Annotated in this window: 24 protein-coding genes; 5 read left to right on the forward strand and 19 right to left on the reverse strand. The window is 41.6% G+C overall.

The window, feature by feature from the left end; genetic code table 11:
- Positions 1 to 59: 59 nt before the first annotated feature.
- A complete protein-coding gene (locus tag L4C39_RS06570; RefSeq protein WP_113799118.1) occupies positions 60 to 1,244 on the reverse strand; it encodes an NnrS family protein in 1,185 nt (394 codons plus the stop codon).
- Positions 1,245 to 1,750: 506 nt separating this feature from the next.
- Between L4C39_RS06570 and L4C39_RS06575 the strand changes: the two genes are divergently transcribed.
- Entirely contained in the window at positions 1,751 to 3,145 is a 1,395-nt protein-coding gene (locus tag L4C39_RS06575; protein ID WP_429745078.1) for an O-antigen ligase family protein, read from the forward strand.
- Here L4C39_RS06575 and L4C39_RS06580 read toward each other — a convergent pair.
- Positions 3,134 to 4,063 carry a LysR family transcriptional regulator gene (locus L4C39_RS06580; protein ID WP_017054055.1) on the reverse strand — a complete coding sequence of 310 codons (930 nt, stop codon included), beginning with the start codon at positions 4,061 to 4,063 and terminating at the stop codon, positions 3,134 to 3,136. The genes L4C39_RS06575 and L4C39_RS06580 overlap by 12 nt on opposite strands.
- A gap of 92 nt (positions 4,064 to 4,155) precedes the next feature.
- Between L4C39_RS06580 and chrA the strand changes: the two genes are divergently transcribed.
- The gene (chrA, locus tag L4C39_RS06585) at positions 4,156 to 5,298 is read left to right on the forward strand and encodes a chromate efflux transporter (RefSeq protein ID WP_429745079.1); all 1,143 of its coding nucleotides are present in this window, start codon (positions 4,156 to 4,158) and stop codon (positions 5,296 to 5,298) included.
- 161 nt (positions 5,299 to 5,459) lie between these two features.
- Here chrA and L4C39_RS06590 read toward each other — a convergent pair whose 3' ends face one another.
- The 15 genes from L4C39_RS06590 to L4C39_RS06660 all read right to left on the reverse strand — a co-directional run bounded on the left by L4C39_RS06590 (position 5,460) and on the right by L4C39_RS06660 (position 18,130).
- Positions 5,460 to 6,491, reverse strand: coding sequence for a tetratricopeptide repeat protein (locus L4C39_RS06590; RefSeq protein WP_429745081.1), 1,032 nt, complete (start codon positions 6,489 to 6,491; stop codon positions 5,460 to 5,462).
- Between the two features lie 9 nt (positions 6,492 to 6,500).
- Positions 6,501 to 7,445, reverse strand: a complete 945-nt coding sequence (locus tag L4C39_RS06595) for a type II secretion system F family protein (RefSeq protein WP_136995525.1) — start codon at positions 7,443 to 7,445, stop codon at positions 6,501 to 6,503.
- A 1-nt stretch (position 7,446) separates the two neighbouring features.
- Complete coding sequence (locus tag L4C39_RS06600) at positions 7,447 to 8,415, reverse strand: type II secretion system F family protein (RefSeq protein WP_136995526.1); 969 nt, start codon at positions 8,413 to 8,415, stop codon at positions 7,447 to 7,449.
- A gap of 14 nt (positions 8,416 to 8,429) precedes the next feature.
- Positions 8,430 to 9,881 carry a TadA family conjugal transfer-associated ATPase gene (locus L4C39_RS06605; RefSeq protein WP_113799134.1) on the reverse strand — a complete coding sequence of 484 codons (1,452 nt, stop codon included), beginning with the start codon at positions 9,879 to 9,881 and terminating at the stop codon, positions 8,430 to 8,432.
- A gap of 31 nt (positions 9,882 to 9,912) precedes the next feature.
- A complete protein-coding gene (locus L4C39_RS06610; RefSeq protein WP_429745084.1) occupies positions 9,913 to 11,127 on the reverse strand; it encodes an AAA family ATPase in 1,215 nt (404 codons plus the stop codon).
- A 15-nt stretch (positions 11,128 to 11,142) separates the two neighbouring features.
- Positions 11,143 to 11,643, reverse strand: coding sequence for a TadE/TadG family type IV pilus assembly protein (locus L4C39_RS06615; RefSeq protein ID WP_113799138.1), 501 nt, complete (start codon positions 11,641 to 11,643; stop codon positions 11,143 to 11,145).
- Positions 11,640 to 12,074, reverse strand: a complete 435-nt coding sequence (locus L4C39_RS06620; RefSeq protein ID WP_429745086.1) for a TadE/TadG family type IV pilus assembly protein — start codon at positions 12,072 to 12,074, stop codon at positions 11,640 to 11,642. Before L4C39_RS06620 ends, L4C39_RS06615 begins: the two co-directional genes overlap by 4 nt.
- A gap of 1 nt (position 12,075) precedes the next feature.
- Positions 12,076 to 13,308 (reverse strand): TadE/TadG family type IV pilus assembly protein, encoded by a 1,233-nt coding sequence (locus L4C39_RS06625; RefSeq protein ID WP_171755952.1) that lies wholly within the window; start codon positions 13,306 to 13,308, stop codon positions 12,076 to 12,078.
- A 32-nt stretch (positions 13,309 to 13,340) separates the two neighbouring features.
- Complete coding sequence (locus L4C39_RS06630; protein ID WP_171755951.1) at positions 13,341 to 13,604, reverse strand: hypothetical protein; 264 nt, start codon at positions 13,602 to 13,604, stop codon at positions 13,341 to 13,343.
- 9 nt (positions 13,605 to 13,613) lie between these two features.
- A complete protein-coding gene (locus L4C39_RS06635) occupies positions 13,614 to 15,026 on the reverse strand; it encodes a type II and III secretion system protein family protein (RefSeq protein ID WP_429745088.1) in 1,413 nt (470 codons plus the stop codon).
- Positions 15,027 to 15,088: 62 nt separating this feature from the next.
- Positions 15,089 to 15,835, reverse strand: a complete 747-nt coding sequence (cpaB, locus tag L4C39_RS06640; RefSeq protein WP_113799148.1) for a Flp pilus assembly protein CpaB — start codon at positions 15,833 to 15,835, stop codon at positions 15,089 to 15,091.
- Entirely contained in the window at positions 15,832 to 17,181 is a 1,350-nt protein-coding gene (locus L4C39_RS06645; protein ID WP_171755949.1) for a DUF8689 domain-containing protein, read from the reverse strand. The genes cpaB and L4C39_RS06645 overlap by 4 nt, the downstream gene beginning before the upstream one ends.
- 17 nt (positions 17,182 to 17,198) lie before the next feature.
- Complete coding sequence (locus L4C39_RS06650; RefSeq protein WP_429745091.1) at positions 17,199 to 17,708, reverse strand: prepilin peptidase; 510 nt, start codon at positions 17,706 to 17,708, stop codon at positions 17,199 to 17,201.
- An 18-nt stretch (positions 17,709 to 17,726) separates the two neighbouring features.
- Positions 17,727 to 17,894, reverse strand: a complete 168-nt coding sequence (locus tag L4C39_RS06655; protein ID WP_429745092.1) for a Flp family type IVb pilin — start codon at positions 17,892 to 17,894, stop codon at positions 17,727 to 17,729.
- Between the two features lie 62 nt (positions 17,895 to 17,956).
- Positions 17,957 to 18,130, reverse strand: coding sequence for a Flp family type IVb pilin (locus L4C39_RS06660; protein ID WP_371711760.1), 174 nt, complete (start codon positions 18,128 to 18,130; stop codon positions 17,957 to 17,959).
- A 173-nt stretch (positions 18,131 to 18,303) separates the two neighbouring features.
- On the opposite strand from L4C39_RS06660, the gene L4C39_RS06665 reads away from it, so the two are divergent.
- The 3 genes from L4C39_RS06665 (at position 18,304) to L4C39_RS06675 (ending at position 21,160) form a co-directional block, all read left to right on the forward strand.
- Positions 18,304 to 19,050 carry a helix-turn-helix domain-containing protein gene (locus L4C39_RS06665; RefSeq protein WP_429745094.1) on the forward strand — a complete coding sequence of 249 codons (747 nt, stop codon included), beginning with the start codon at positions 18,304 to 18,306 and terminating at the stop codon, positions 19,048 to 19,050.
- Between the two features lie 153 nt (positions 19,051 to 19,203).
- Positions 19,204 to 20,889, forward strand: a complete 1,686-nt coding sequence (locus tag L4C39_RS06670; RefSeq protein WP_371729488.1) for an AMP-binding protein — start codon at positions 19,204 to 19,206, stop codon at positions 20,887 to 20,889.
- Positions 20,890 to 20,947: 58 nt separating this feature from the next.
- Positions 20,948 to 21,160, forward strand: a complete 213-nt coding sequence (locus L4C39_RS06675) for a VF530 family protein (RefSeq protein ID WP_017054075.1) — start codon at positions 20,948 to 20,950, stop codon at positions 21,158 to 21,160.
- Positions 21,161 to 21,377: 217 nt separating this feature from the next.
- On the opposite strand, the gene fusA is transcribed toward L4C39_RS06675, so the two are convergent.
- Together fusA and radA are read right to left on the reverse strand one after the other, a co-directional pair.
- The gene (gene fusA / locus L4C39_RS06680) at positions 21,378 to 23,462 is read right to left on the reverse strand and encodes an elongation factor G (RefSeq protein WP_113799158.1); all 2,085 of its coding nucleotides are present in this window, start codon (positions 23,460 to 23,462) and stop codon (positions 21,378 to 21,380) included.
- A gap of 219 nt (positions 23,463 to 23,681) precedes the next feature.
- Positions 23,682 to 25,061: a DNA repair protein RadA gene (gene radA / locus L4C39_RS06685; protein WP_113799160.1), complete on the reverse strand. Its 1,380-nt coding sequence runs from the start codon at positions 25,059 to 25,061 to the stop codon at positions 23,682 to 23,684.
- Positions 25,062 to 25,167 lie beyond the last annotated feature (106 nt).

The following is a 25,167-nucleotide window of genomic DNA, read 5'->3' on the forward strand; positions in this document are numbered from 1 at the left end:
ATAAAAAAACCGAGCTCTATTTGAGCTCGGTTTTTTTATGTTTCATTTAATCACGTGAATTATCCAGGATGACCATCAACTCTTGGCGTTAATAACATCATTCCAAACTTCCACACAAACATACCAAATGACAGCGCCCATAATACAGCACTAATATTGATCATCAGCATCATTTGCTCTGGCATAAAGGCGACGCCTAAGCTACGAACTAAAGCCGCAAGTAAAACAGCAGAAAAGGCCAACCACATACTTGGGCCTTTATAAATAGCACGACCCGTATGGCCCATTGTGACTCGAGCTATCATCGCTAAAATCACACCACCCAGTCCGCCAATCGCAAATAAGTGCAACATGTTATGGCTGACAAATGGGTTATCAATCACGCCACGCAACACCAAGCTTAATGGAATACACAGGTAAGCACTATGCAGGCTCCAGACAAGCGGCTCACTTAAAGTTGTCCACGGTTTCCAGCGAGCGAAACGGACAAACTGCGCGATGCCAGCAAATAACATCACTTCTTGCCCAATTTGAGAAAAAGTTAATGGGAAGAAGCTCAATACGAACAAGCTCACTAACGGCAAATTTGCCACCCACTCTAACCACACCAATGGTTGAGCTTTCTCGAAATTAAAGCGTTTCGCGGTAAAGAATGGGATAACACGCCCACCCATGACAGATAGCAACAATGTAAACCACCACAGCATCGCCTGCCATACCGCCGCAGAGCTAAATGGAGGCATTCCTTTTATCGTGGCATAGCTAGCAAAGTTAGCCACAATGGCAAGCACAAAGAGCGGAATGAAAAACAGATTTTTCCATCCTTTAGAGCGAACCACTCTAAAACCGATCTCATAAGCCGACAGCGCTAAGAATAACGCTTCAATTGACGAAATAAGCCATAACGGTGCTGGTGTCCAAAATAAAATGCGAGGTATTATCCAAAGCATGACAAGGAAAGCCAAACGATGGTGTTTGGTTCCATTGACTCCAGTCCATGTTTGCACTGCAGTTAATACAAAACCCACCACAATCGCCATCGAAAATCCAAACAGCATCTCATGCACATGCCACCACAAAGCGGGGACTTGCAGCATGTCTGGTTGGCCATTTTGGAACATAATGACCCAAGCGATAATGGCAATAACAGCGTAAATACTGCCTAAGAAAAAGAAAGGACGAAAACCAAGGCGAAGATAGGCAGGAATACGCTCTTCAACACTTTTGTCTGTAATATTTAGCAAGGTGGCTCCTTTATTGGTACTTCCCGATAAAGCACTAATAATAGTTTAGCAAGAATTCTCATTTCATATTGCATTATTCAGGCCAAGAATTTAATGCTTTATAATTAAAGGGTTAAGACAATGAAAATACATTTTCTTTGTCAAAAAGACAAAATCAAAAGAAGTCCAAATGACACGATGGTATAATTTAGACCTATTGGTGTGTAGAGCATTAATAATGATTATGAACAAACAGCAAAGGCAAGTAATTTTGGTGACGATAGATCATTCATAGTTAGAAAAACAACGCATTATTCAGTAGCGACTATGGATGTTTGGTAGCTTCACGAAATTGGTGAATGATATGTGCCATTTTTATATTGAAGTGTAACTGGTAAATAGCAACATATGCCCCCAGACCCATTTTCTAATATTGCAGATCACACCGTTTAGATTTAACCGGTATCAAAACAGCACCTGATTCCACTTTGGTCTAAGCTATTAAAAAGATAAGAGAAGGCCGTTGTATGGTGCAATCCAAGTGGAAATTTACTCTATTGATGGGGTTTACTTTTTTGGGGATCATGGTGTTATGTTTCAACACTTTTATACCTCGAAATAGTGCCTTCTTACTGTACGACGCTAAACGCGTTTTCATCTGCTCCGTTCTTCTTATCTCTAACCTGATTATTTTAAGCGACCGCCACTGGCGGGATCGTATAACACAACAATTTACGGAGCTTAGCCTTAGCGTTGGGTGGGTTCTTGTTATTTTCGGTATTTTTGCAGCTATCGCCAATTTTCAAGGTATTGATTTTTGGCGAGCTCAAACGGATTACTTCTATTTCTTAGGATTAGCGCTACTGACCGCCTTTCTATCTATTGGGTTTGAATCCCAAAAAGTGCGACTTTATAGCTATTTCTGCTGGATAACGCTTTTACTATTTCTCTCGGTTAGTGTCGGGTTTTGGCTTCGAGTTTACTATCAACTTGAAACGAATATTCATACCATTTTTGGATTTGCAAACGCCCGATTTTTGAATCAAGTTCAGGTGTGGCTGATCATTCCGACACTCTACTTCACTCTCTGTTTTAGAAGAAAGCGATGGCTTTATAACGCATTACGTTTTCTACTTTGTACTCATGTGGCTATTATTTTTGCTTTGGATGCTCGTGGGATTTCCATTGCCATCATTACAGCCATTCTTATCTGGGCTAAAATTGATAAGCCCTTAAGATCGCAAATACTTAAACTACTGCTATTCAGTATTATTTTTGGCTGTTTACTTCGTATTGTTTTTCTTGCCCCATTACCTGCCTATCTATTTAATGATGGATTGTGGACATGGCCAAAAGTTCGAACCGACTCTCCCGGGCGCATGGCGCTGTGGGCCGAAGCCATAACCCTGTCTTCACTGTTAGGGCTAGGTGGTGATGGTTTTGTATGTTCATCCAAATTATTTGGTCGCCCACATAACTCTGCACTTTTAGTCTTGGTAAATTGGGGGCTCATTCCTCTACTTTGCTACGGTTTTTTACTTTTACTCACACTGAAAACCGTCATTACGACCTACCATCGCTGGGTTCGGGTGACAGGATTAAGTGTTTTAGCTGGGTTTGCTTATAGCCTTGTTTCCGGAGTTCTCGACTCTCCGCTTAGCCAGTTACTGGCAGTAATCTCACTCGCTATTTTTTGGTCCGCATGTAAAAAACATCACCCAATTTGTGCTTCTCATCCATCAAAAATAAAACATCGATATTTCCAATACGGGATCGTTGGAGTGTTACTGTTAAGTTCCCTGTTAACAGCGAATAAATTGTATCTTCGAATGACCAACTACCCTGATCAAGAATTTTCAGTTCAGCTTAAGCCTCAGTTTTGGCTTGGATACAATTGCTCAGGGCCAATATTATTCAAATGAATCAAAAACACCCAACACTAAAGATTGAAGCCAAATTTGCTTCTCATCACTCGCTCTGGCCTTATTCCAAATCATTGATATATCAAAGTCATCTATCGAGATTGGAGGCAATGCCGTGGTCAAGTTATCATTGAGCATATCAGCTTGAGCCATCAATCTTGGGACTGTCGCAATCAATTTTCGATTCTGAATTAAGCGTCTTACGGTCAAAAAGCTGCGTGACGCAACGGGTATGAACCGCGATACACCTAATGCTTTTAATCTTTGATCACTTTGTGTTTCAAGTATGCCATCAGGACTAATTAACGCATGCTCGGCATCAATAAACTCTTGTAGTGTGAGTTCTGAACCAAAATGATACTGGGCGGGATCGTACAAGCATACATGCTTTTCTGTGTATAATTTTTGAGCTTCAAATTGATCGTCTAATCGCGTAATACTCCCAACCATAAGATCCAGCCGATCCTTATCAAAAGCCTCAATATAGTTGTGCCGAGAGACATTAATAAAGCTGACTTGAGCATCAGGAGCGGATTGGCGAATCGCATCATAAATCGCTGGTGCAAAGATCAATTCAGCGTAGTCAGTTAAACCAATTCGACATACTCCAGAGTACTCACTTGGCGAAAAATGGTTGGTCAATAATAGATCGGTTTGAACTTGAGTGAGGATCGTTTCTATGATCGGAGCGATTTCGTGAGCACGATCTGTCGGTGCCATGCTGTGGCCTTTACGTTCAAAAAGTGGGTCACTAAACAGTAAACGCAATCGAGATAAACTGTGGCTCATCGCTGATTGGCTAACGTAACTTTTTTCAGCGGCCGCGCTCACACTCCGACTCTGATATAGCTGAGAAAAAGCAACCAGTAAGTTTAAATCCACATTTTTCCAATTCAAGTCAACCACATCAAATCCCATTTCATTCATAGATACTAGAAAAACTATCAATTTGAATCATTATAATTCAAATCGTACTCTACCCACGATGATTAATTTTATGAGTACAGACTATGTTTTCTATCTTCAAAGTTTTCTTTGGATTAGGTTGGATCAGTTTTGGAGGTCCGGCTGCCCACATTGGATACTTCAGACAAACATTCGTTGAAAAATTAAATTGGCTAAGTGATAAAGATTATGCCCAGATAGTCGCTCTGAGCCAGTTTCTTCCCGGCCCGGGATCAAGCCAAGTGGGTTTTGCTATAGGCTATAAAAAGGGAGGAGTAAGTGGAGCATGCATGGCTTTTCTTGGGTTTACACTTCCATCTATCTTGATCATGTTATTACTTGCGGTTCTAAGCAGTCAGTTAACGGAATCCCCTCTATTTCAAAATGTAGTACATGGATTAAAACTTCTCGCCGTCGTGGTCGTTGCCGATGCGACATGGGGAATGTACAAAAATTTTTGCCAATCACGCCTATCTGTCACTCTATGCGTCATCACGGCTTTAGGTCTATTGCTTATTCCTAGCATCGGCACTCAGGTATCTCTTTTATTGTTATGTGGCATGGTTGGAGCCGTAAAGCTACAAGACAGACAAACCCAGCCCCCAAGCCCACATAAAATATCACTGCTCCCTCTTTCACTGTTTGCTCTTTTGCTCTTCGGGTTACCGATCATAAATAAGGCTGCACCTGAAATTGGGCTATTTTCAGACTTCTTTCAAGCTGGGAGCTTGGTCTTTGGTGGGGGCCATGTTGTTCTTCCACTACTGCAAAACATTGTTGGTGACCAATTAACTCAGGAAGCCTTTTTGACGGGCTATGCCACAGCTCAAGCGGTTCCAGGACCAATGTTTACTTTTGCTACCTATATCGGTTATCAATTACTGCCTAACACGCCTATTTTCGGGGCATTGCTGGCGACACTTGCGGTATTCCTTCCGGGCTTTTTACTGCTTCTTAGTGTATTAAAAAACTGGCAAACCCTAGCAAGTAACGCTTTAGTTTCGGGAGCGCTCAATGGAATTAACGCCTCCGTTGTAGGCTTACTTCTATCAGCACTCTACCAACCCGTTTTTGTCAGTGCTGTCGCTTCAGGTTTAGACATAGCCGCAGTGATCTTAGGCTTTTACTTACTGAAACAGTGGAAAATACCCATCGTCTATTTAGTGCTACTTTTCGCTGTATCTAGGGTGGGAATAAGCCACCTATAGCGATGAACTATTAATGATGAAATTGCCCCCTCTTATCAAATCATTCAAATTAATTCACAAAAAATGGTGATCCTACAATGGATCACCACTTCTATTGGCGAGAGTATTCCAACCCGCAGACTCTACTGCTTCTATTTACTGAATGGCTCTATTACTCCTATCTACTGAAGGGCATTGGATGTTTCTGCCGCATCTGGAGTAATCGCCCTAACTTCGGCTAACGCTCTCTCTAAGTTTTCATTTGCGACGGGATAATAAGAGGGTTTCTTATCGATAGCCTGCTGCAAATAAGGCACCGCTTTGTCTGGTTTGCCTTGAAGAATGAGAAAATACCCTACATTATTGAGGGCTTCAGCAGCATCCATATGGCGCATGAAAACGTTTATCGCCCGCTTAATTTCACCTTTACCTAAGTAAATAAGCGCTAAATTATTTTGTGCTTTTTCATTGTTTGGATCTTTTTCCAGTGCTGACATGGTATAGCGTTTAGCCGAAGTGTAACTTCCACTCATATAATAAGAGTAACCGAGATTCAAAAGTGCTTTAACCGAGTTAGGCTTTACCTCTATCGCCTTGTGATAGAAAACTTTTGCAAACTCATGTTGAGCCTCAATATCAGCAACAATCCCTAATCCCATATAAGCTAAGGCTGGCGAATCCTTATCCACTTGCAATTGCCTAATCTCTACCAGCTCAACGGTATCACTTAATGTATTCGGATTTTTCAACCTCACCTGATCGGCATTAAGCGCCCGATAAAAATAACTTTTTCCTTGCTGAACACTTCCCTGCTTCATGTAAATTGATCCTAGTTGTTCCAGTACTTGAACATTATTCGGATTGTACTCAACAGACGCGAGAAATGCTTTTTCTGCATAAACCGTATTATCCCTAGATTGGTGGATTCGGCCTATGGTGTATAAAGTTTTATCTTGGTGTTGAGCGTCTGGAAATGAAAGGGCACGTATATATTCATACAAAGCGAGATCAATATTATTATTACTTAGTGCAATATCACCTCGTTGAATCGCCTCCATTTCACTCAGCGGCGCCGCATCCGATGTTAAGGTGTCTATTGGGCGTCCTTCATAAAGAGAACTATCAAAACTCGGTTTTTCTGGCTCACTACTCGCACACCCTGATAGCACGAACAGACTCGATACTAAAAAAAACATCTTCCATAAATTATTCATTAAAACTCCCTAGCTGCCTAATGCATCAGACAGTGAAATCAACGCAGGCCCTATTGCAACAATGAAAAAACATGGCCATATAAATATCAACAGCGGAAATATCATCTTAGTCGGTATTTTTGCTGCAATTTCTTCTACTTCTTGGTTTCTCTTATCTCTAAAATCTTCAGTATAATCTCGCAATGTTTGAGATAGACTCCCCCCAATCCTTGAGGCATGCGAAAGCATATTCACCAGACCAGTAATCTCACTTAATCCCGTTCTCTCAATTAAATCCTCGAAAGCGTCAGACATTTCGACCCCTGCTTTAATTTTGGCGCAAACGGTATCCAATTCATCGGCAAAATCAGGGTGGGAGATCATTAACTCGTCAGCCACCCTTCTTAAAGCAGCATTGAATCCAAGTCCTGATTCGGTACAAACCACCAGCAAATCTAATGCGTCAGGAACGCCACCACGAACTCGGCGTTGGCGCTTTTTGACAAAATGACTAAGCGCAACATTAGGCAGATAAAGACCCGCGGCGACGCTCACAATCATCACCAAGTTTAGACTTCCTAAATCAGGTAGAAAAAAATAGAAAGCTGCAGCTGTCCCAAGACCAAGAATCATCGAAAAAACTTTAATGGCATAAAATATAGTCAGTGCATTACTGTCATGAAAGCCGGCATGCATTAATTTGTGTCGAAGGCTCTCTTTCTCTTTCACATCCCGAGAGGAAATAATGGGCGCTAAAGACTCTAATGTATTATCAATCGTTTGGTTTCTTTTAGGTTTAGCGCCACCCCCTTCTTGTTGCATGATTTCTAATTTTCGCTTGATTGGCGAGCGGGTCCCCATCACGATGAAACTTATACTCACGATCAGAAGAGATGTAGACAACAAAATCATACCGAGAAAAAGCGTCTCTTCATTGATTTCAAAATTAACGATGAGATCTAAAATCGTATCCATATCACACCTCAAAGTTGATTATTTGACGTATCCAAAGCGCACCAAAAAACAGGCTCACCACCCCAATACTAATTAATTTAATCCCCCGGGGGTCCTGATAAAGAGGCTCCAAATAAACCGGATTAATAAAAGACATAAATATAAAAAGAACAAATGGCGATAACACCAAAATCCAAGCGGACATTCGACTCTCTGCGGAAATGGTCTTAATTTTTCGAGTCAGCTTAAACCGCGCCCTTAATACCTGAGACACCTTCTCTAGGTTTTCCGATAAATTCCCCCCTGTCTCTTTCTGTAATAAAACGGCACTGGAAAAGGCGAGCATAGAGACGGTGGGCGTCCTGTCTGCCATTTGCATAATCGCCAGACGCATGTCATAACCATAATTTAGGAGATTAAAGGTATTCTTGAATTCGACACCAATTGGGGCTGGCATTTCATTCCCAACTTCATTAAATGCTTGTGTCACTGGTTGTCCCGCTTGCAACATTCGCTTGATGATATCGAGCGCATCTGGGAGTTGTTCTTCAAACTTAGCCAGTCGATCGGAGATCTTTTTCTGTAAGATAAAATGCATGATAAACCACACACCTAAAGCCGCAGAGACCGCGACATACCAGAACTGGCCAATCAGTAGTAGAAAGACGAGTGATGATAAACTCAGAAGCCCAGTAACAGCCAAGGTTTGACTCAATGACCAGTCATAACCTGAAAGCTCTAATGATTTTTTTAACGATGAAAATATCGAATACTTCACGAGTTTACGATCAAGTGGAGTTAAGCTTCGAAGGTAGTGCTCTTGCAATAGTGAACGACTCTCTTCATCCAAATTGGATTGTGTCTCTTTCAAGCGTTTGGCTAGCTCTTGGTGCTTTGCTTTACTCCCAGCCGCAGGCAAGATCAACGCTTGAGAAATAAACACAACAGCAAAAAAGAGCAGAACGAGGAAGAAAGTAATGTCGTTTTCCATAACGCTACTCCTTATTAATAGGTTTCATTAAACAGCTCAAATGGAAGCTCAAGACCACGCTTAGTCAGCTGTTCATGACAAGAGGGGACAACACCTGTCGCGGTGTAATAACCGATGATATTGCCGTCTTCATCAACCCCTTGTCTGTGAAATTTAAATATCTCAGACATGGTGATAATTTCGCCTTCCATTCCATTAATCTCTTGGATGCTCACCATGCGCCGTTTACCATCTTCTTGACGCTCCATCTGCACAACCAAGTGGATCGCAGAAGCGATTTGGGAACGTAGATTCTTCGCTGAGATATTCCACCCTGCCATTGAGAACATGTTTTCAACCCGACTTAGCGCATCACGTGGTGTATTAGCATGTATCGTCGCCAACGAACCGTCATGCCCGGTATTCATTGCCGCTAGCATATCAACGGCTTCACTCCCCCTAACCTCACCAAGAACGACTCTATCGGGCCTCATACGAAGTGAGTTTTTGACCAGCTCACGCTGCCCTATTTCCCCCTTTCCTTCCAGGTTTGCTGGGCGCGTTTCCAAACGAACTACATGAGGTTGTTGCAGTTGTAGTTCCGCTGAATCTTCTATTGTGACAATACGATCATCGCTAGGAATGAATCCTGAAAAAATATTCAACGTGGTTGTTTTGCCGGAACCCGTACCGCCAGAGATCAAAATATTAAGCTCCCCTTTTACCGCCGCTTCGACAAATCGAGCCATAGGTTTAGAGAGTGAATTAAAATTTAATAAATTATCCATCGTTAGCTTATCGACTGCAAAACGACGAATAGAAACAGAAGGGCCATCGAGAGCTAAGGGAGGGATAATGGCATTAACACGAGAACCATCGAGTAGACGCGCATCAACCATCGGTGATGCTTCATCAATTCGTCGTCCAACTTGGCTTACAATTCTATCGATGATGTTTCTTAAATGACGATCATCTAAAAAGGTATATGGGGTTTTCTCTAATTTACCAAAGCGCTCTACAAATACGTTCTTCGGTCCATTCACTAAGATGTCTGATACTGTTGGGTCATTAAGAAGAGGCTCTAATGGTCCTAACCCAAACACTTCATCTTCAATCTGTTGAATAACTCGTTTACGCCCTTCGGCACTCATTGGATGGGTTTTATCATCAGCCATTAACTGAACAATAGCGTCATGAAGATCCTTGCGTGCTCGCTCCTTTTCTAGGCTAGATAACAGCCCCAAATCAAGGGTTTCGAGTAAGCGCTGATGATAGTAGTGCTTCATCTCCAACTCATGTTCGAGGATCTTTTTTTCCTCATCGACCGCTTTATTTTTTGCTTCAGCTTCTCGCAGTTTTCTTTCGACTTTATTTTCCGGATGCTCATTAGAAAAATCAACGGGGCTGTCATCTTGTACCCTAGTATCATCAACTGACAACGCTTTCTCTTGAAAGTCTGGATTTATATTTTTTCGTTTAAAGAACATAGCAATCCCTTATTCTGTTCTGAAACTAATTCTATGAAAACAATCGTTTCAGCCATCCTTTTTTGGACTCTTCTGGCGGTGATATTAAGTGTGAAAACTCCACGACCGATTTAGTAATTGGACTGCTTTTCCTTGACTCTATAAACGGCTTGCCTAGGTTTGCACTTTCAATTGCAACTTTAAAATCATTGGGAATCATATGTACTTTTACCCCATTGATCGTCTGCTCAATATCTTTGATTTTTATTGATTGGCGTTTTTCATATCGATTAACAATCAACTCAATTTGTTCTCGTGTTATGCCGTATTCAAACGTTAGTGCACGACTAATTCGAGTCGTATTTTTTACAGCTACTAGATTTTGCTGAGTAATGAGGAATACTTTACTGGCTGACGAGATCACAGAGGAAAATAGCTTATCGATGCCTCTTGATAAGTCCACGATGAGATAAGGATAAAATTCCCTTAATGTAGGTAATAGCTTTCCAATATTTTTAGCTTGATCGAAATCTTCATTACTGTTTTCAAGACCAAAACTCAGCATATGTAACCCCGATGGGTGCTTTGTAACCATACTGCTCAATGAGCTTTCATCTAAATCAGCGACATTGGTGATTGCATCTGAAATACTATAAGAGGGAACCACATTTAGGTAATCCGATATCACGCCAAATTGCATATCTAAATCGAGAAGTAGCACCTCATCTTTATGATAACTAGCTATCTCCATCGCAGTATTTAATGCAAGGGTTGAAGCCCCTGAGCCCCCTTTGGTATTCATAAAAATGAACAACTCCCCCATATTACGACTCGCGATTTTTTCTTCCGCGACGTTTTTTAGCAATGGAAAGAGTTCGCTGAGTACTACTCGATCAGAAACAAAATCGGCAGCTCCAATTCGTAATGCGATTTTTAATGCGCCGTTGTCGCTTTCATCACCAAATACCACAAGAGAAGCTTCATACTCCGATGTTGGTGGCTCATACTCTTGTAAGACCACAATCTTCTGCGCCCAATTAGGCCCTGTTTCCACGAAAATTAAATCTGGAGGGGTGAGTTGTTTTAAGCTCCCCACATCTAAGCTATACATGGAGATCATTTCGAACGTCAGATTTCGACACTTCTCAAGCTCTTGCCCCATGTGAAGTTTAAAACGATCATTTGAATACAAAACCCATATGCACAGATTCGTTTTTAACCTTAATTGGTTATCATCTTGCATCGTTAGTTTCACCGCTTCTCCCATAGTCGATCCCCTTCCTTAGCAATCGGTCTTGGTTCCATTTGTGTTATTTTTATTTGGCCTAACTACCCCAAGACTTTCTGCTGGTAGTGTGGTTTCAAAACTAGGTACCGATACCAGCCCGTTGTTTCCCAAATAGTTGAAAAGGGAAATAAACTGATAGTCATAGTTATCTACTTTTGCTCTAACAAACCTTATTGATGTAAATGTATCTTCATCTTCTAAATCACCAGTAACAACACCACCAGATTCATCTAAGTACTCAATAACCAAATGGCTTGTGGTGAAATCTGAAGGTGCATTACTGTCAATAACCAAAGTGTTAATATCCGCTGAATCCGTGACATAACATACACTGGCTAAACGCGCTGCTTTTCGTGTAATTTCGTTCACCATTTGTAAAGAAAACATGTAATAACCGAACGAAATGATGCCAAATAACATCAGTAACAACGCACTCGACACCACAGTAAACTCAATAATCGCTAGCCCTTTTTGATTTTCTCGCTGACTGTTCATGGCCCTGTCCTCATGACTGACGATGCGTTCAATGTGACAGCTAAAGAGGTATTGGATATTGGTAAGACTAAAAAGCTTGGTAAATAGTCATAACTTGCCGAAACCGTAACATAGCCATTGACATGAGAAACCGAGATATCACTCACCGCTAAAGCGTCTAAAATTCGGTGGCTGCCAGTACTGGATTGTCCGTAAAGCACGATATTTTTGATCTCATCTTCATCGGCAATCTGATCATAAGAGGAGGTGCCATACACTTCCGTTACCGCATATCGAGCTCCGTTTTGTACCCCTTTATTTAAGCTATTTTGCTCCAACATTATGTTACCGATTTCAATGACTCCTACTAATAGTAGTAACAGCACGGGAAAAACGATAATAAATTCAGCAGCCGCTAATCCATTTTGTTTATGTCTAAGTATCGTTTTCATATCAAGACTCCGTACTTAATGGATCTTTATAGAGCTGTATTCTATAAGGTCCTTCATCTTCAGGGGTGGGACCTGAATTACTATGATCTACCGTGCAGTCTTCAATAAACTCACCAAAAACCCCCTCATGACTTCCATTATTGGTTGGGGCTTGTTGTAATAAGAAGAAGCAACCTATTGCAGTCACTTTAACGTTTGAAGTCCCCCCAGAGGCCGTAGAACAATCAACAACTGGGACTGGTAAGATTCGTCTATCTGCAACACCTCCAGATCCAATGCGACAGTCACTCTCACCAGAACAATCAGGGGTCGATGCCATGTAATCACTGTAGCCCCAAGGGTCGCCACCGGCACCACTTGTATCGTTATAGGTAATATTGCCGCTGTTGTCGGCTGTCGCTAACGTTGATGGCTCTTTGACATAAATATCTGTAGGGTAATCCGATGAAGACAATCCACCGCCACTATAAACACCAAATCGAGAATTGATCCCCTGACCAACAGGCCCTACATTGCCTCCAGGTTTTGTATCTATATTTTCACCAATCGTAATACACCCGTCGTACCCACCAGCCAATGCAGATCGAATGGTGCTAGCACCAGAACCAAAATCGAGGAGTTGATAGTTTCCGGGTCCCATCGTTCCTTGACTTGTACTCGCAAGCTTAAGCATATATAGCTCACCTCGCTCATAACCATCGGTAGAAGTTCCGCCACCAGAGCACACTGACATAGGAACGATGTTACACGCTTTTATCGATGCAGAGCTTGGCCCTGCAACAGCACTAGCGGATACCGTTTTTTGAAGCCCGAATGCTTGAATAAAAAACTCGTCCATATCCAAGCTCGTTACTTCTACTCGCACATACACATCTAACGAACTATCAAAGCTAGAATCAGGAAAAGTCTGCGGGTCATTTGAATAGGTCACCGATACATTAGCTGTCGACATATCCATCTCACTATTCCCCACCGCGCCTGCCATATTGGTAAACGTGGTGTTTGCCGCTGCCGTTGCATCGGCGATACTGCTGTCACTATCAATTAAAACCGCTGCGGAAAGAGCCGCTGAGTCCACTGCATTTTGGAGTCGTGTCTTATTTACCATGAGATGGTTGATATCAATCGAAAGTGCAGCAATCGCGACAAAGACCAACATAGCCATCGTCACCATGACTAAAACTAAGCCTTTCTGCTTTTGCACTTTCTTGTTACTGCTCGTTATCGTTCTCATGATAAATCCTTAGAGATCGTAGACCAGAAAACCTATTGGCTAAACCCTTCGATAAACTGGCTATCAGAACCCGCTAAACTGTCACCCTTCTTACCAGTATAGACGTGATATGCGCCTTCCATTCTTTCACCACTACCAGTAGGGATAACCCCCATGTTTTCCTCTGTCGCTTGTTTGTTATATATTTGCTCTTGCTTTAACTGGGCCACATGGCTACCTAAAGGTGCGTCATTTGCACAACCAATCAAGCTGGTTAAACAAAGCAGAGAAGTGGTCACTAACATTATATTTTTCATCATCCTCTCCTATAAACTGTGTCCAAATGAACCTTCTGAGCCACCTTGACTATTATCCAAGAACTCAGGATCGGAAGGCGCTTGATTTACTGAAGGTTTAACCGATGAATCAATGTATGCGCCCATTCCCAGCAAGTAGTATTTCAGGTCGGTAGGATTAACAAATGCGTCGGTGGGTAAGGTGATTTTATTTCGATCAATTGGAGCAGCTAATCGAGGTGTGACTAGAATAACCAGTTCCGTTTCTCCAGAAATGTACTCTTGGCTATTGAACAATTGGCCCAATACTGGAATATCCCCAAAGCCTGGCATTTTATTCGAAGCATCACGAACATTTTCACTAAGTAAACCAGCAATACCAATGGTTTGCCCATCGGCTAGCTCTAAAGTTGATGAGGCACTACGACGGGTAACCGGAGGAATGTAATAGGTCCCATTGGTGCCATTTGGTGACAAGGTAAGGCTATTTGCACTAGCAATCTCACTGACATCTACCGCTAAATTTAAGTTGATTTTTTTATCACTAAGAACGGTAGGTATAAACTTAAGGCCGACCCCATATTCTTTGTATTCAATGGTAATACCATCATCATCGGGCACTGGTATTGGGAACTCTCCCCCAGCTAAAAACTCAGCTTTAGAACCGCTTAATGCCGTTAAGTTCGGTTCCGCTAACACTTTTGCCACACCACTCTGCTTAGCCATATCAAGAGCAAACGTGAACAGCGTATCGCCATCAACAAATGCCCCTAAGATTCCCGTTTTAGTCACGGTTGGATTGTTAAAAATAGGCCCAACAGAGCCGCCAATATCATCGAGGATCCCACCACCAGACGTTCCGCCCCATGAGAAATTCCCGTTCTGTTCAAAGAAGTGAAAACTGGCATCAAAACGACGGACAAGACTACGTTGAACTTCGGCTACCGTTACTTCTAGCATGACCTGCTGCGCACCACCGATAGACATCAAGTTGATTATTCCTGTCTGTTGCGTCTGTACGCTAAGAGAACTTTTCGCCGCATCCGCTTCTTGGCCTGATGCATAAGTTTCAGCAACCCGCAAAGCAACATTCATCTTCTCTTGAGAGCTCACCTGGCCACTTAAAATCAACCTATTTTGAGCACTATGAACTTCGACGGTTTCATCTGGTAGGAATTCGTAAAGCTTTGCTTTTAAACTATTAAGGTCATGAGTCACTTCAATATTTATTGACTCAATCAGTTGTCCACGGCTATCCCAAGCCATTAAATTGGTGGAACCTAGCTTCTTACCGATTAGAAACAATTCATCGGACTTAAGCATGACAATATCGAGTACTTCAGGATCTCCTAACGAGACTCGTTTTGCTTTACCTGATAATTCAACATGTGTTGATTTATGATGAGGGACTTTGACTACTTTCCCTGTCTGTGTAGATGCCATAACGGCAAAACTGCTTATCAACCACACGAATACAATTATGATTATTTTCTTCATGTATCACCTCAATCCCTGACTCGAACATTGGAAGACTGTGTCCCTTTGATGATGGTGACACTAGGAGATACATAGCGACGCACCACTTTTTCTTTCGGCTCATGTGGGTTACGCAACGTGAGTTGGATCTCTCCTTTACTCTTCGCCGTTAATAATTTTTCCGCCTCTTTCGGTGAAACTTCCAATGTCACCGCTCGAACGATAATCGGCTTGTTTTCTTTACTTCTTGCTGTCTGATCGACCGCTAATACTTTGATATCTTTCAAAACCGTCACGGTATTCGCTGATCCTTTGCCGTACGAAATCGTATTAAGAATATCCACTTTATTACCCGGTAATAAGAAACCCGCTACACCAATCACGTCATTTACACGAATAGTCACCGCTCGTTTCGTTTCAGGAATTAATGAGGCAAGAGCGGAACCTTCAGCACCGACCGACATCCTTTGAGTATTCACGATTTCCCCAGAATAGATTGAGGTGGCGGCAACTTGTCCTAGTAACTCAGTAGCTTCAGTATATTGATATTCGCTGCGCCAATCTTCCTCTAGCAACTTAGTGGTAAGGTGCTGATCTTCAATCACCGTTCCCGCCGGGATCTCTTGTGCTGCGATGATCACAGGCTCACGTAATACGACTTCCACTTCGGTTTGTGGCTGTGACTGCCTATCCATCCATTGCTTAGCAAAAAACACTGCTGCCAAGCCAAAGATAATCGACAATAAAAACAATAAAATGACCTGATTTCTGTTCATCTTGCACCTCCTCCTTTGCCATCGGCAGTAAAGTAGACTTCCCAAGCACGCTCTAATATCGTTGGAGTGATCACAGGGTCTGTCTCTTCGAATGCAATAATATCCTTGCTGATACCTACAATATCCTTAGGTAGGCATGGGTAATAACCCACATTATGTTGACGATGCAGTTGTAGTAATGGTTTAAATAAATCATGTTCTAGAGTTAATGACTTACCTTGTGCCATTAACTCCCATAAGGCTTGGTATTCATCCTCTTTGAGTGGATTAAACTGAATCTTGTAACCTAGACGACGCAAAAATGCAGGGTCGGCGATCGTCTCTGGCTTTAAATTTGTTGAAAAAGCTAAAGTGAGAATGAATGGGATGGATATTTGTTGCCCATTAGGAAGCGACAAATAATCGAAGAAATACTCCATAGGAACAATCCAGCGATTCAGTAGCGTATCAACTGGCATCGGTTGACGACCTAAATCATCAATAATGAATATGCCGTTATTCGCCATCATTTGAAGCGGAGCCATCCAAACTCGGTTGTGTTCGGTATGATTAACTTCCAACATATCCATGGTGAGCTCACCTCCCACTTGAATACTGGGACGCTCACTCAACACCCAACGCTTATCATATTGAGATTTAAAAGAGATAGAGTCATTGATATGGTTGCTATCCACTCTTTTATGATGTTGCGGAGAAAAAACTTTAATGATGTTTCCTGCCGCGTATACGGCATAAGGAATATAAACAGAGGTGTTCAGAGAGTTAAGTAAACGAGTTGCAACATACGTTTTCCCTGTTCCCGCATCCCCGTAGAGAAGCAGTGCCCGACCTGAATTGATCGCAGGACCAAGAACAGAGACCATGCGTTCAGCACCATAAACATCACTTAATGCACTAGTCACATCGCCTCTTGTGACTAAATGAGCTCGAACGTCTTGTTCCTTCACCATTCGATCATAATCACCAAGAGAGACTGGCGTTGGGCCTAAGTAGGCATCTTTCTTAAAAGCAGTGTCCGCTTCTTGCATTCCTTGCTCTGATAAAGCATATCGCACATGACCAGAGTTACTTTGAGAGGCGAAAGTTTCACTGGCCGCCTGAAACACTTCGACAAACGATTTTTTCCTTAATACAGCGATCAAGGTCTCAATCATGTGGCTATTAATGCCCATTAAACGAGTAAGAGCTAAGATATCAGATTTAGGATAAGCAGCTAATTGCTTAATAAGAAGGTTCTCGATCACGACTTGAGGAATATTGAGAGCATCAAAAGAGGTTGGCACTTTAGGCGCAGCAGCTTGCGGTGTCAGATCGTCCTTATGTCCTGATTTAATATTCATTTCCATAGAGACCCCTTCTCTAATTAGAAATAGCTATGTAGTGCTAACCCAACAACAACAACGGGCGCAAATGGCATTCTTAATTTTTCTGATTGACGTACTGTTTGTTGGTAAGTATCTCGCTTTACCCCGTATAAGAAATAAGCTAACCACTTATCAGCCCATAATTTGAATCTGATAGGATTTCCTGATGCCATTTCCAAACAATAAAAGCAACCAATTAATGCCCCAGAAAACAATATCCAATAAGATACTGAGAACAAAGAGCCCCAGTCCATAATTACACCTACAACTCCCAACAATTTAACATCACCGGGAGCCATCGCTCTCAAAAAGTAAAAACCAAGTCCGATAGAAAAAAACAGGACTCCAGAAATAAATGCTTTACCTTGAGTGACTAACGGTGTCCCAACAAGATTATTTTCGATTACAAATAAAAATAGTATAAATAAAAGTAGTTTGTTCGGAATTCTATTATCTCTTGCATCATAAACTGCGATTGCTATTAAACACCCCCAAATTGCTAAATTCATATTTACCGCCACCAATTATTATTTATTAATAGTCTCAACCAATGAATCACTTAAAACACTTTCGTGATTTGAAAAAAAAACGGTTAAGCCTGCAACAAGAAATGCAGCGCCAATTACATACTCTACAACGGTTAAACCACCTTCATTTTCAAAAAATATTTTGATTTTGAATAGAGCGTTTTTCATGACTCCTCTCCATTTATCTCAAGATAAATGCACCGTAACGTTTGTCACAGTGCATCCAAATATTAGGATATACTTGCAATTGTCGCTTTAAGCTTAGTATCCAATTCAGTTCCCATATTACTGAATATGGCGGTTAAGCCAGCAACAAGTAACCCAGCGCCAACAACATACTCGACAACGGTTAACCCTTCTTCATCTTGCATAAATGCTTTGCAGTTCGTAATAAATTTATTCATTATTTGGTCTCCTTCCAATGCAACTTCATTCAGATTGCTTTTTAAATTTAGATATTATTATCAATAACGGTTAGGACTTTTTTGTTATGTTCTTGCACTTTTCCGCACAACTTCTACTCTAACTATAAGAGCGAATTTAATACTTTTGGTTTAAGAAAATAATTGGATACTTTATGCATATGGATGTGCAAAGAACTGGCCATTGGTTAGGAAAACCTTTATCTAAATTACCACATGATGTTTTTAATGAATTGAAATTTTATTTTGATTTAAAAGAACATAATGATGACGTATCAATACTCAGCGAACCCTATGTTCAGTTTTCTTTCTTTTTTTTGGATGAAACGTCAAATTACCCACTTTTATTGGTGGCGCAAAAAATTGCCCAGAACTTAGGTAAAAATCTAATTGTGTTGTATCAAGGGCGAGTAAATAAAGAACTATTTAATCATAATGTTATCTATAGCCAGATATCAGTTGATAGTGACAATTTTAATTCATGGCTCCAAGACTTCACCCTGAAGGTACATTTAAGTTTTGATTCACATCGAGAAGTATTAGAACAGGTAAAAGATGAGCCTTTAATCATAAAAAATAATGTCGGTAAAGAAATTATTAGTATTCTACGTTACGTGGAAGACAATCTAGATAAAGTGATCAAAGAAGATGATATTGCTAAGCAGTGTCACTATTCCGTTACCTATTTTTCTAAGTTATTTCATAAGGTTGTCGGTATTAGCTTTCGTGATTATGTCTGCAATAAAAGAATCAACAACGCCAAAAAAATGCTCATTTCAGATCGAAAAATCAAAATATCCTTTATTGCATATCAATGTGGTTACAAGGATGTCTCCTATTTTTCTCGCATTTTTAAAAAGAAAACAGGTATGAGTCCGGGTACTTTTAGGACGAATCACTAATGAATTTATTTCTACCAGCGTTCATCGCTATAGCTATGATTTCTCGACATTAAACAGTAGATCCGCTTTTCCCTTGTGATGGTTACATGCTAGAATTAACAAGAAATTAACATAATAACAATATAATCGTTGCCAATAACATGGAGTTAGACAATGAATCAGCCTAACAAGTTAAGCACAACAACTTGCGCTCTCCCGCTACCGAATGAAATGATCTTGAAATGGGCACAGGAACGCCCTGATGAGGTCTATCTAAAGCAGATTATCAACCGTCAATTCGTCGAGTATACCTATTCAGACGTCGCAGAACAGGCACTTAAATTAGTCTCTGCTTTGCAAGATTTAGGTGCTAAACCCGGCGATAAGATAGCCCTCATATCAAAGAACTGTGCTGAGTGGTTTATCTGTGATCTCGCTATGATGCTAGGTGACTATGTCAGCGTCCCTATTTTCCCCACAGCAGGAGCAGATACTGTTGAGTACTGCTTAACCCATAGTGAAAGTAAAATTCTGCTTGCAGGAAAACTCGATGATGCAAAGGCCACCCAACAAGTCCTTGCGAACTTGCCTGATTTGATCAGTATTGCTCTGCCATATGATAGTGCTCCAAACTGTCAATACCAATTTAGTGAGCTAATGAAGCAACACGCTCCAAGTGAGTTTCGCCCGCTACATCATGATGACAAACTCATGTCGCTGGTTTATACATCTGGCACCTCAGGCGTCCCTAAAGGGGCAATGCTAACTTATGGAGCCTTTGCATGGTCCGTTCAGCAACTCATTAACCATATCGGCATTCAGCCTAATGACCGTTTGTTCTCATATTTACCTCTCGCTCATATTACTGAACGAGTCTATATCTTTGGGTCATCAATCATGGGAGGCGTTCAAACCGCATTCCCTGAGTCTCTTGATACCTTTATTGAAGATGTAAAAATGCAACGCCCTACACTGTTTATCTCAGTACCTCGTTTATGGACTCTGTTCCAACAGCGTATCCAAGATAAACTGCCTCAACGTAAGCTGAATATTCTGATGAAGATCCCTTTCATTAATTCTATCATCAAGAAAAAACTGGCTGATGGATTAGGGCTTGATCAAGCTCGAGTACTTGGGTGTGGCTCAGCACCAGTATCTCCAGCGCTACTAGAGTGGTATGAAAGCATCGGTTTACATATCTCAGAAGCCTGGGGAATGACCGAGTCGTTTGCCTATAGCACGCTTAACTTCCCATACCGAGCAGAAAAGATTGGTACCGTTGGAAGCGCTGGCCCTGGAATCGAATTAAAAATTGCTGGTGATGATGAAATTATGGTTCGAGGCAATGGACTATTCTCTGGCTACTACAAAAATGACATCGCGACTAAAGAGTCATTTGATAATGAGGGTTGGTTGCATACCGGTGATATCGGGTCCATTGATAACGAGGGCTATCTAACGATCAGAGGTCGTAAAAAAGACACCTTCAAAACAGCGAAAGGGAAGTTTGTAGCACCTGTTCCTATTGAGAATAAGCTCTTTGAATACAGCCGTGTCGAGATGATGTGCTTAATTGGTCTTGGTCTACCTGGCCCGATTTTACTTGTCGTTCCTCATGATTTCCCAAATTTTGATCGAGCTCGTTATGAAAAAACCTCTCGACGAGTTATCGAAAAAATGAATACCAAGCTCGCTTCGCATGAAAAAATTAAAGGCGTATTGATGATCAAGGAACCTTGGAGTATCGAAAATGGCGTTCTCACCCCGACATTAAAAATTAAGCGTCATGTTTTGGAGCAGAAATACCATGAAATTGGTCATAACTGGCCAAAGGATAAGCTTGTTGTATGGGAAGAATAAAGTAGCGGCCGTCAAGATGCTGTTATACTAGACGCAATATTTATCAAGAGATAACAGCATGACACAAGCGAACAACCCATTGCATGGCATTACTTTAGAAAAACTATTAACGGAACTCGTTGATCATTACGGTTGGGAAGAGTTGAGCCATATCGTGAATGTGAATTGCTTTAAGAGTAACCCAAGCATTAAATCGAGCTTAAAGTTCTTGAGAAAAACCGATTGGGCACGCGCTAAAGTTGAGAAATTGTATATTGACCTAAAGCGTTAGAAGTTAAAGCAGGATTATTTATGCCGATACAGTAAATCTCTTTAGAAACGAATTGGTATAGAGTTATCACCCGCTCACCTTTCAACTTAACGTTTCAATGCCAATAAGCTAATAAGCTAATAAGCTAATAAGCCAATAAGCCAATAAGCCAATAACAAAAAGCCCCGCTAGTCAGACTAGCGGGGCTTTTTTTAGTTATTTTAAAGAAAAAGACTAATTACTTAGCTTCTTTCTCTGCTTTAACTTTAGCGATAACTTCTTCAGCAACGTTCATTGGACATGCTGAGTAGTGTGCGAATTCCATAGAGAATTGACCACGACCTGAAGTCATTGTACGTAGGTGACCGATGTAACCAAACATTTCTGAAAGAGGTACGTCAGCTTTAATACGAACACCAGTTAGACCAGCCATTTGGTCTTTGATCATGCCACGACGACGGTTAAGGTCACCGATAACATCACCAACGTGATCGTCTGGAGTGAACACGTCAACTGCCATGATAGGCTCAAGAAGTTGAGCACCAGCTTTAGGCATAGACTGACGGAATGCACCTTTCGCTGCGATTTCAAATGCGATAGCAGATGAATCGACTGCGTGGAAACCACCATCGAATAGTTCAACTTCAACGTCTAGCGTTGGGAAACCAGCAAGAACACCGTTCTCCATCATGCCAGCGAAGCCTTTCTCTACTGCAGGCCAGAATTCTTTAGGAACGTTACCGCCCACTACAGAAGACTTGAATGTGAAGCCTGAGTTTGGCTCACCTGGTTTGATACGGTAATCGATCTTACCGAATTGACCAGAACCACCAGATTGTTTCTTATGCGTGTAGCTATCTTCAATTGGTTGAGTGATAGTTTCACGGTAAGCAACTTGAGGAGCACCAACTGTAAGGTCAACACCGTAAGTACGCTTAAGGATATCAACTTTAATGTCTAGGTGAAGCTCACCCATACCTTTCAGGATAGTTTCGCCAGTTTCTTCGTCAGTTTCAACTTGGAAAGATGGATCTTCTGCAACCATTTTACCGATCGCGATACCCATTTTCTCAGAACCGCCTTTATCTTTTGGAGATACTGCGATAGAGATTACTGGAGTTGGGAAAACCATTGGCTCAAGTGTTACTTGATGCTTAGGATCACATAGAGTGTGACCAGTTTGAACGTTTTTCATACCAACGATAGCGATGATATCACCAGCTTGTGCGCTAGTAAGTTCGTTACGGTCATCAGCTTGCATCTCAACCATACGGCCAACACGCTCAGTTTTACCTGTGAAAGAGTTAAGGATGGTGTCACCCTTATTCAATTTACCAGAGTAAATACGTACGAATGTTAGTGCACCAAAACGGTCATCCATGATTTTGAATGCTAGTGCTTTGAAGGTTTCATCAGCAGAAACGATAGCGTGTTCGCCAGTCTCTTCGCCTTCTTCGTCCATTAGAGGTTGTGGATCAACTTCAGTTGGAGCAGGTAGGTAATCTACTACTGCGTCAAGAACGATTTGAACACCTTTGTTCTTAAATGCAGAACCACAGAATGTTGGGAAGAATGCAAGCTCACGAGTACCTTTACGGATACAACGCTTGATGTCTTCGATAGAAGGCTCAACACCTTCCATGTAAGCTTCCATAAGGTCATCGTCTTGCTCAACAGCAGTTTCGATTAGCTCTTCACGGTAAGCTTCAACGTCATCAACCATATCAGCTGGAACGTCAAGAATTTCGTAGTTTTCAGGAAGACCAGTGTCATCCCAAACGTATGCTTTACGGCTTAGAAGGTCTACAACACCAACGAAGTCATCTTCGCGGCCAATTGGTAGAACCATAACTAGTGGGTTTGCACCTAGAACGTTTTTAACTTGGTCAACAACGCTGTAGAAATCTGCACCCATACGGTCTAGTTTGTTAACGAAGATCAGACGAGATACTTCTGATTCGTTAGCGTAACGCCAGTTAGTTTCTGATTGAGGTTCAACACCACCAGAACCACAGAATACACCGATGCCGCCATCAAGTACTTTAAGTGAACGGTATACTTCAACTGTGAAGTCAACGTGTCCAGGAGTATCGATAACGTTTAAACGGTGATCATTCCAGAAACAGCTTACTGCTGCTGATTGGATAGTAATTCCGCGCTCAGCTTCCTGTTCCATGAAATCGGTAGTCGATTCACCATCATGAACTTCACCAGTTTTGTGGATCTGGCCAGTAAGTTTAAGGATACGCTCAGTTGTAGTGGTTTTACCCGCATCAACGTGCGCGAAAATACCAATGTTTCTGTATTTTGATAAATCAGTCATCGTTTTACTCTGTTAATAGGATATAAAATGCGCGCAGAGTATATCACAATCTGTGAAGACTGATAGCTTTGCGTGCATTTGAGATTAAAAAACTTTCACTTTACTGTTTAAAGCAAAAGAGCCATCGACTTAAAAAAAATAAGCAATTGATTTTTATGGAATTGTTATTTATATAAAAGTCATTAATTTACTTGAATCATTGCTGCATATTTACATAAGTTACAATTCATCGAAAGCGTTAATTGCATCCGATAATTTTTTAACACCATGGATCTGCATACCTTCAACGCCACCTTTTGGCATATTAGCAAAAGGAACGATTGCTTTAGTGAAACCGTGTTTTGCCGCTTCCATTAAACGTTCTTGTCCACTAGGCACAGGGCGAATCTCCCCCGCTAAACCGACTTCACCAAAAACAACCACATCTTTAGGTAGCGCTCTGTCTTTAAAGCTAGACAGTAATGCTATGACTAACGCTAAATCAGCACTTGTTTCTGTTACTTTAACACCCCCGACCACGTTGACAAAGACATCTTGGTCAGCCATTTGAAGTCCACCATGTTTATGCAACACAGCCAAAAGGAGTGACAATCGGTTTTGATCTAACCCCACAGCAATTCGTCTCGGGTTAGAGAGCTGTGAATAATCCACTAACGCTTGAATTTCAACAAGTAAGGGGCGAGTTCCTTCCCAGACAACCATCACTGAGCTACCTGAAGTCTGCTCTTCGCCTCTTGATAGAAATATAGCAGAAGGATTCGTTACCTCTTTTAAGCCTTGACCTGTCATTGCAAACACGCCTAGCTCATTCACCGCACCAAAACGGTTTTTATGGCTGCGTAACGTTCTAAACCGACTGTCAGCGCTACCATCAAGCAATACAGAACAGTCAATAATGTGTTCTAGCACCTTCGGTCCAGCCAGTGTTCCGTCTTTAGTGACGTGTCCAACAAGAAAAACGGCCACATTGTTTTGCTTAGCGTAACGAGTTAACGCTGTTGCGGACTCTCTAACTTGAGCAACACTGCCTGGTGACGATTGAACATCGGCCACATGCATCACTTGAATCGAGTCGATAACCATTATTTTGGGTTGCTCTTTTTCGGCGATCTGACAAATTTTGTCTACGTTGGTTTCCGAAAGCATCTTTAAATGCTCTTTCGGCAGTCCCAATCGAGAGGCTCGCATAGCCACTTGCTGAAGAGATTCTTCCCCCGTCACATATAACGTCGGCATTTCAGCAGCAAGCCGACACATTGTTTGTAACAATAATGTTGATTTACCTGCGCCAGGGTTACCACCAATAAGGATAGCAGCACCAGGAACAACCCCTCCTCCTAGCACTCGATCAAATTCTTTAAAACTGCTTGAAAAACGAGGAACCTCTTGAAGATTTATTTCAGATAATGTCTGAACTTGAGCTTCAGTCACCGCACCCGCATAGCCCGACAATCGCTCATTTCTCGCGACTTGAGGAGAAGCCGCCAATCGAACTTCAGTTATTGTATTCCATGAACCACATGCATTGCATTGACCTTGCCAACGCGGAAAGTCCGCACCACAATCATTACATACATACGCTCGTTTTGCTTTTGCCATGTTTCCTCTAATTTCTCTTCCAACTATATAAACAAAATAGGTCAATATAGGTTAATATTTAGTTGAGCAGGTGTAACTCATCGCTAAAGTTCTAAGGCAATCAGCC

The sequence above is a fragment of the Vibrio clamense genome, from assembly GCF_050337905.1.
In the GTDB taxonomy this organism is placed as follows: domain Bacteria; phylum Pseudomonadota; class Gammaproteobacteria; order Enterobacterales; family Vibrionaceae; genus Vibrio; species Vibrio cortegadensis.

Bases quoted from the DNA above. Each gene is read 5' to 3' on its own strand.
- radA (WP_113799160.1), bottom strand. From the start codon at position 25,061: ATGGCAAAAGCAAAACGAGCGTATGTATGTAATGATTGTGGTGCGGAC.
- L4C39_RS06620 (WP_429745086.1), bottom strand. From the start codon at position 12,074: ATGAAAACGATACTTAGACATAAACAAAATGGATTAGCGGCTGCTGAA.
- L4C39_RS06600 (WP_136995526.1), bottom strand. From the start codon at position 8,415: ATGGAAAACGACATTACTTTCTTCCTCGTTCTGCTCTTTTTTGCTGTT.
- L4C39_RS06580 (WP_017054055.1), bottom strand. From the start codon at position 4,063: ATGGGATTTGATGTGGTTGACTTGAATTGGAAAAATGTGGATTTAAAC.
- cpaB (WP_113799148.1), bottom strand. From the start codon at position 15,835: ATGAACAGAAATCAGGTCATTTTATTGTTTTTATTGTCGATTATCTTT.
- L4C39_RS06615 (WP_113799138.1), bottom strand. From the start codon at position 11,643: ATGAACAGTCAGCGAGAAAATCAAAAAGGGCTAGCGATTATTGAGTTT.
- L4C39_RS06625 (WP_171755952.1), bottom strand. From the start codon at position 13,308: ATGAGAACGATAACGAGCAGTAACAAGAAAGTGCAAAAGCAGAAAGGC.
- L4C39_RS06595 (WP_136995525.1), bottom strand. From the start codon at position 7,445: ATGGATACGATTTTAGATCTCATCGTTAATTTTGAAATCAATGAAGAG.
- chrA (WP_429745079.1), top strand. From the start codon at position 4,156: ATGTTTTCTATCTTCAAAGTTTTCTTTGGATTAGGTTGGATCAGTTTT.
- L4C39_RS06630 (WP_171755951.1), bottom strand. From the start codon at position 13,604: ATGAAAAATATAATGTTAGTGACCACTTCTCTGCTTTGTTTAACCAGC.
- L4C39_RS06660 (WP_371711760.1), bottom strand. From the start codon at position 18,130: ATGAATAAATTTATTACGAACTGCAAAGCATTTATGCAAGATGAAGAA.
- L4C39_RS06590 (WP_429745081.1), bottom strand. From the start codon at position 6,491: ATGAATAATTTATGGAAGATGTTTTTTTTAGTATCGAGTCTGTTCGTG.
- L4C39_RS06675 (WP_017054075.1), top strand. From the start codon at position 20,948: ATGACACAAGCGAACAACCCATTGCATGGCATTACTTTAGAAAAACTA.
- L4C39_RS06650 (WP_429745091.1), bottom strand. From the start codon at position 17,708: ATGAATTTAGCAATTTGGGGGTGTTTAATAGCAATCGCAGTTTATGAT.
- L4C39_RS06575 (WP_429745078.1), top strand. From the start codon at position 1,751: ATGGTGCAATCCAAGTGGAAATTTACTCTATTGATGGGGTTTACTTTT.
- fusA (WP_113799158.1), bottom strand. From the start codon at position 23,462: ATGACTGATTTATCAAAATACAGAAACATTGGTATTTTCGCGCACGTT.
- L4C39_RS06665 (WP_429745094.1), top strand. From the start codon at position 18,304: ATGCATATGGATGTGCAAAGAACTGGCCATTGGTTAGGAAAACCTTTA.
- L4C39_RS06635 (WP_429745088.1), bottom strand. From the start codon at position 15,026: ATGGCATCTACACAGACAGGGAAAGTAGTCAAAGTCCCTCATCATAAA.
- L4C39_RS06605 (WP_113799134.1), bottom strand. From the start codon at position 9,881: ATGTTCTTTAAACGAAAAAATATAAATCCAGACTTTCAAGAGAAAGCG.
- L4C39_RS06610 (WP_429745084.1), bottom strand. From the start codon at position 11,127: ATGGGAGAAGCGGTGAAACTAACGATGCAAGATGATAACCAATTAAGG.
- L4C39_RS06645 (WP_171755949.1), bottom strand. From the start codon at position 17,181: ATGGAAATGAATATTAAATCAGGACATAAGGACGATCTGACACCGCAA.
- L4C39_RS06655 (WP_429745092.1), bottom strand. From the start codon at position 17,894: ATGAAAAACGCTCTATTCAAAATCAAAATATTTTTTGAAAATGAAGGT.
- L4C39_RS06670 (WP_371729488.1), top strand. From the start codon at position 19,204: ATGAATCAGCCTAACAAGTTAAGCACAACAACTTGCGCTCTCCCGCTA.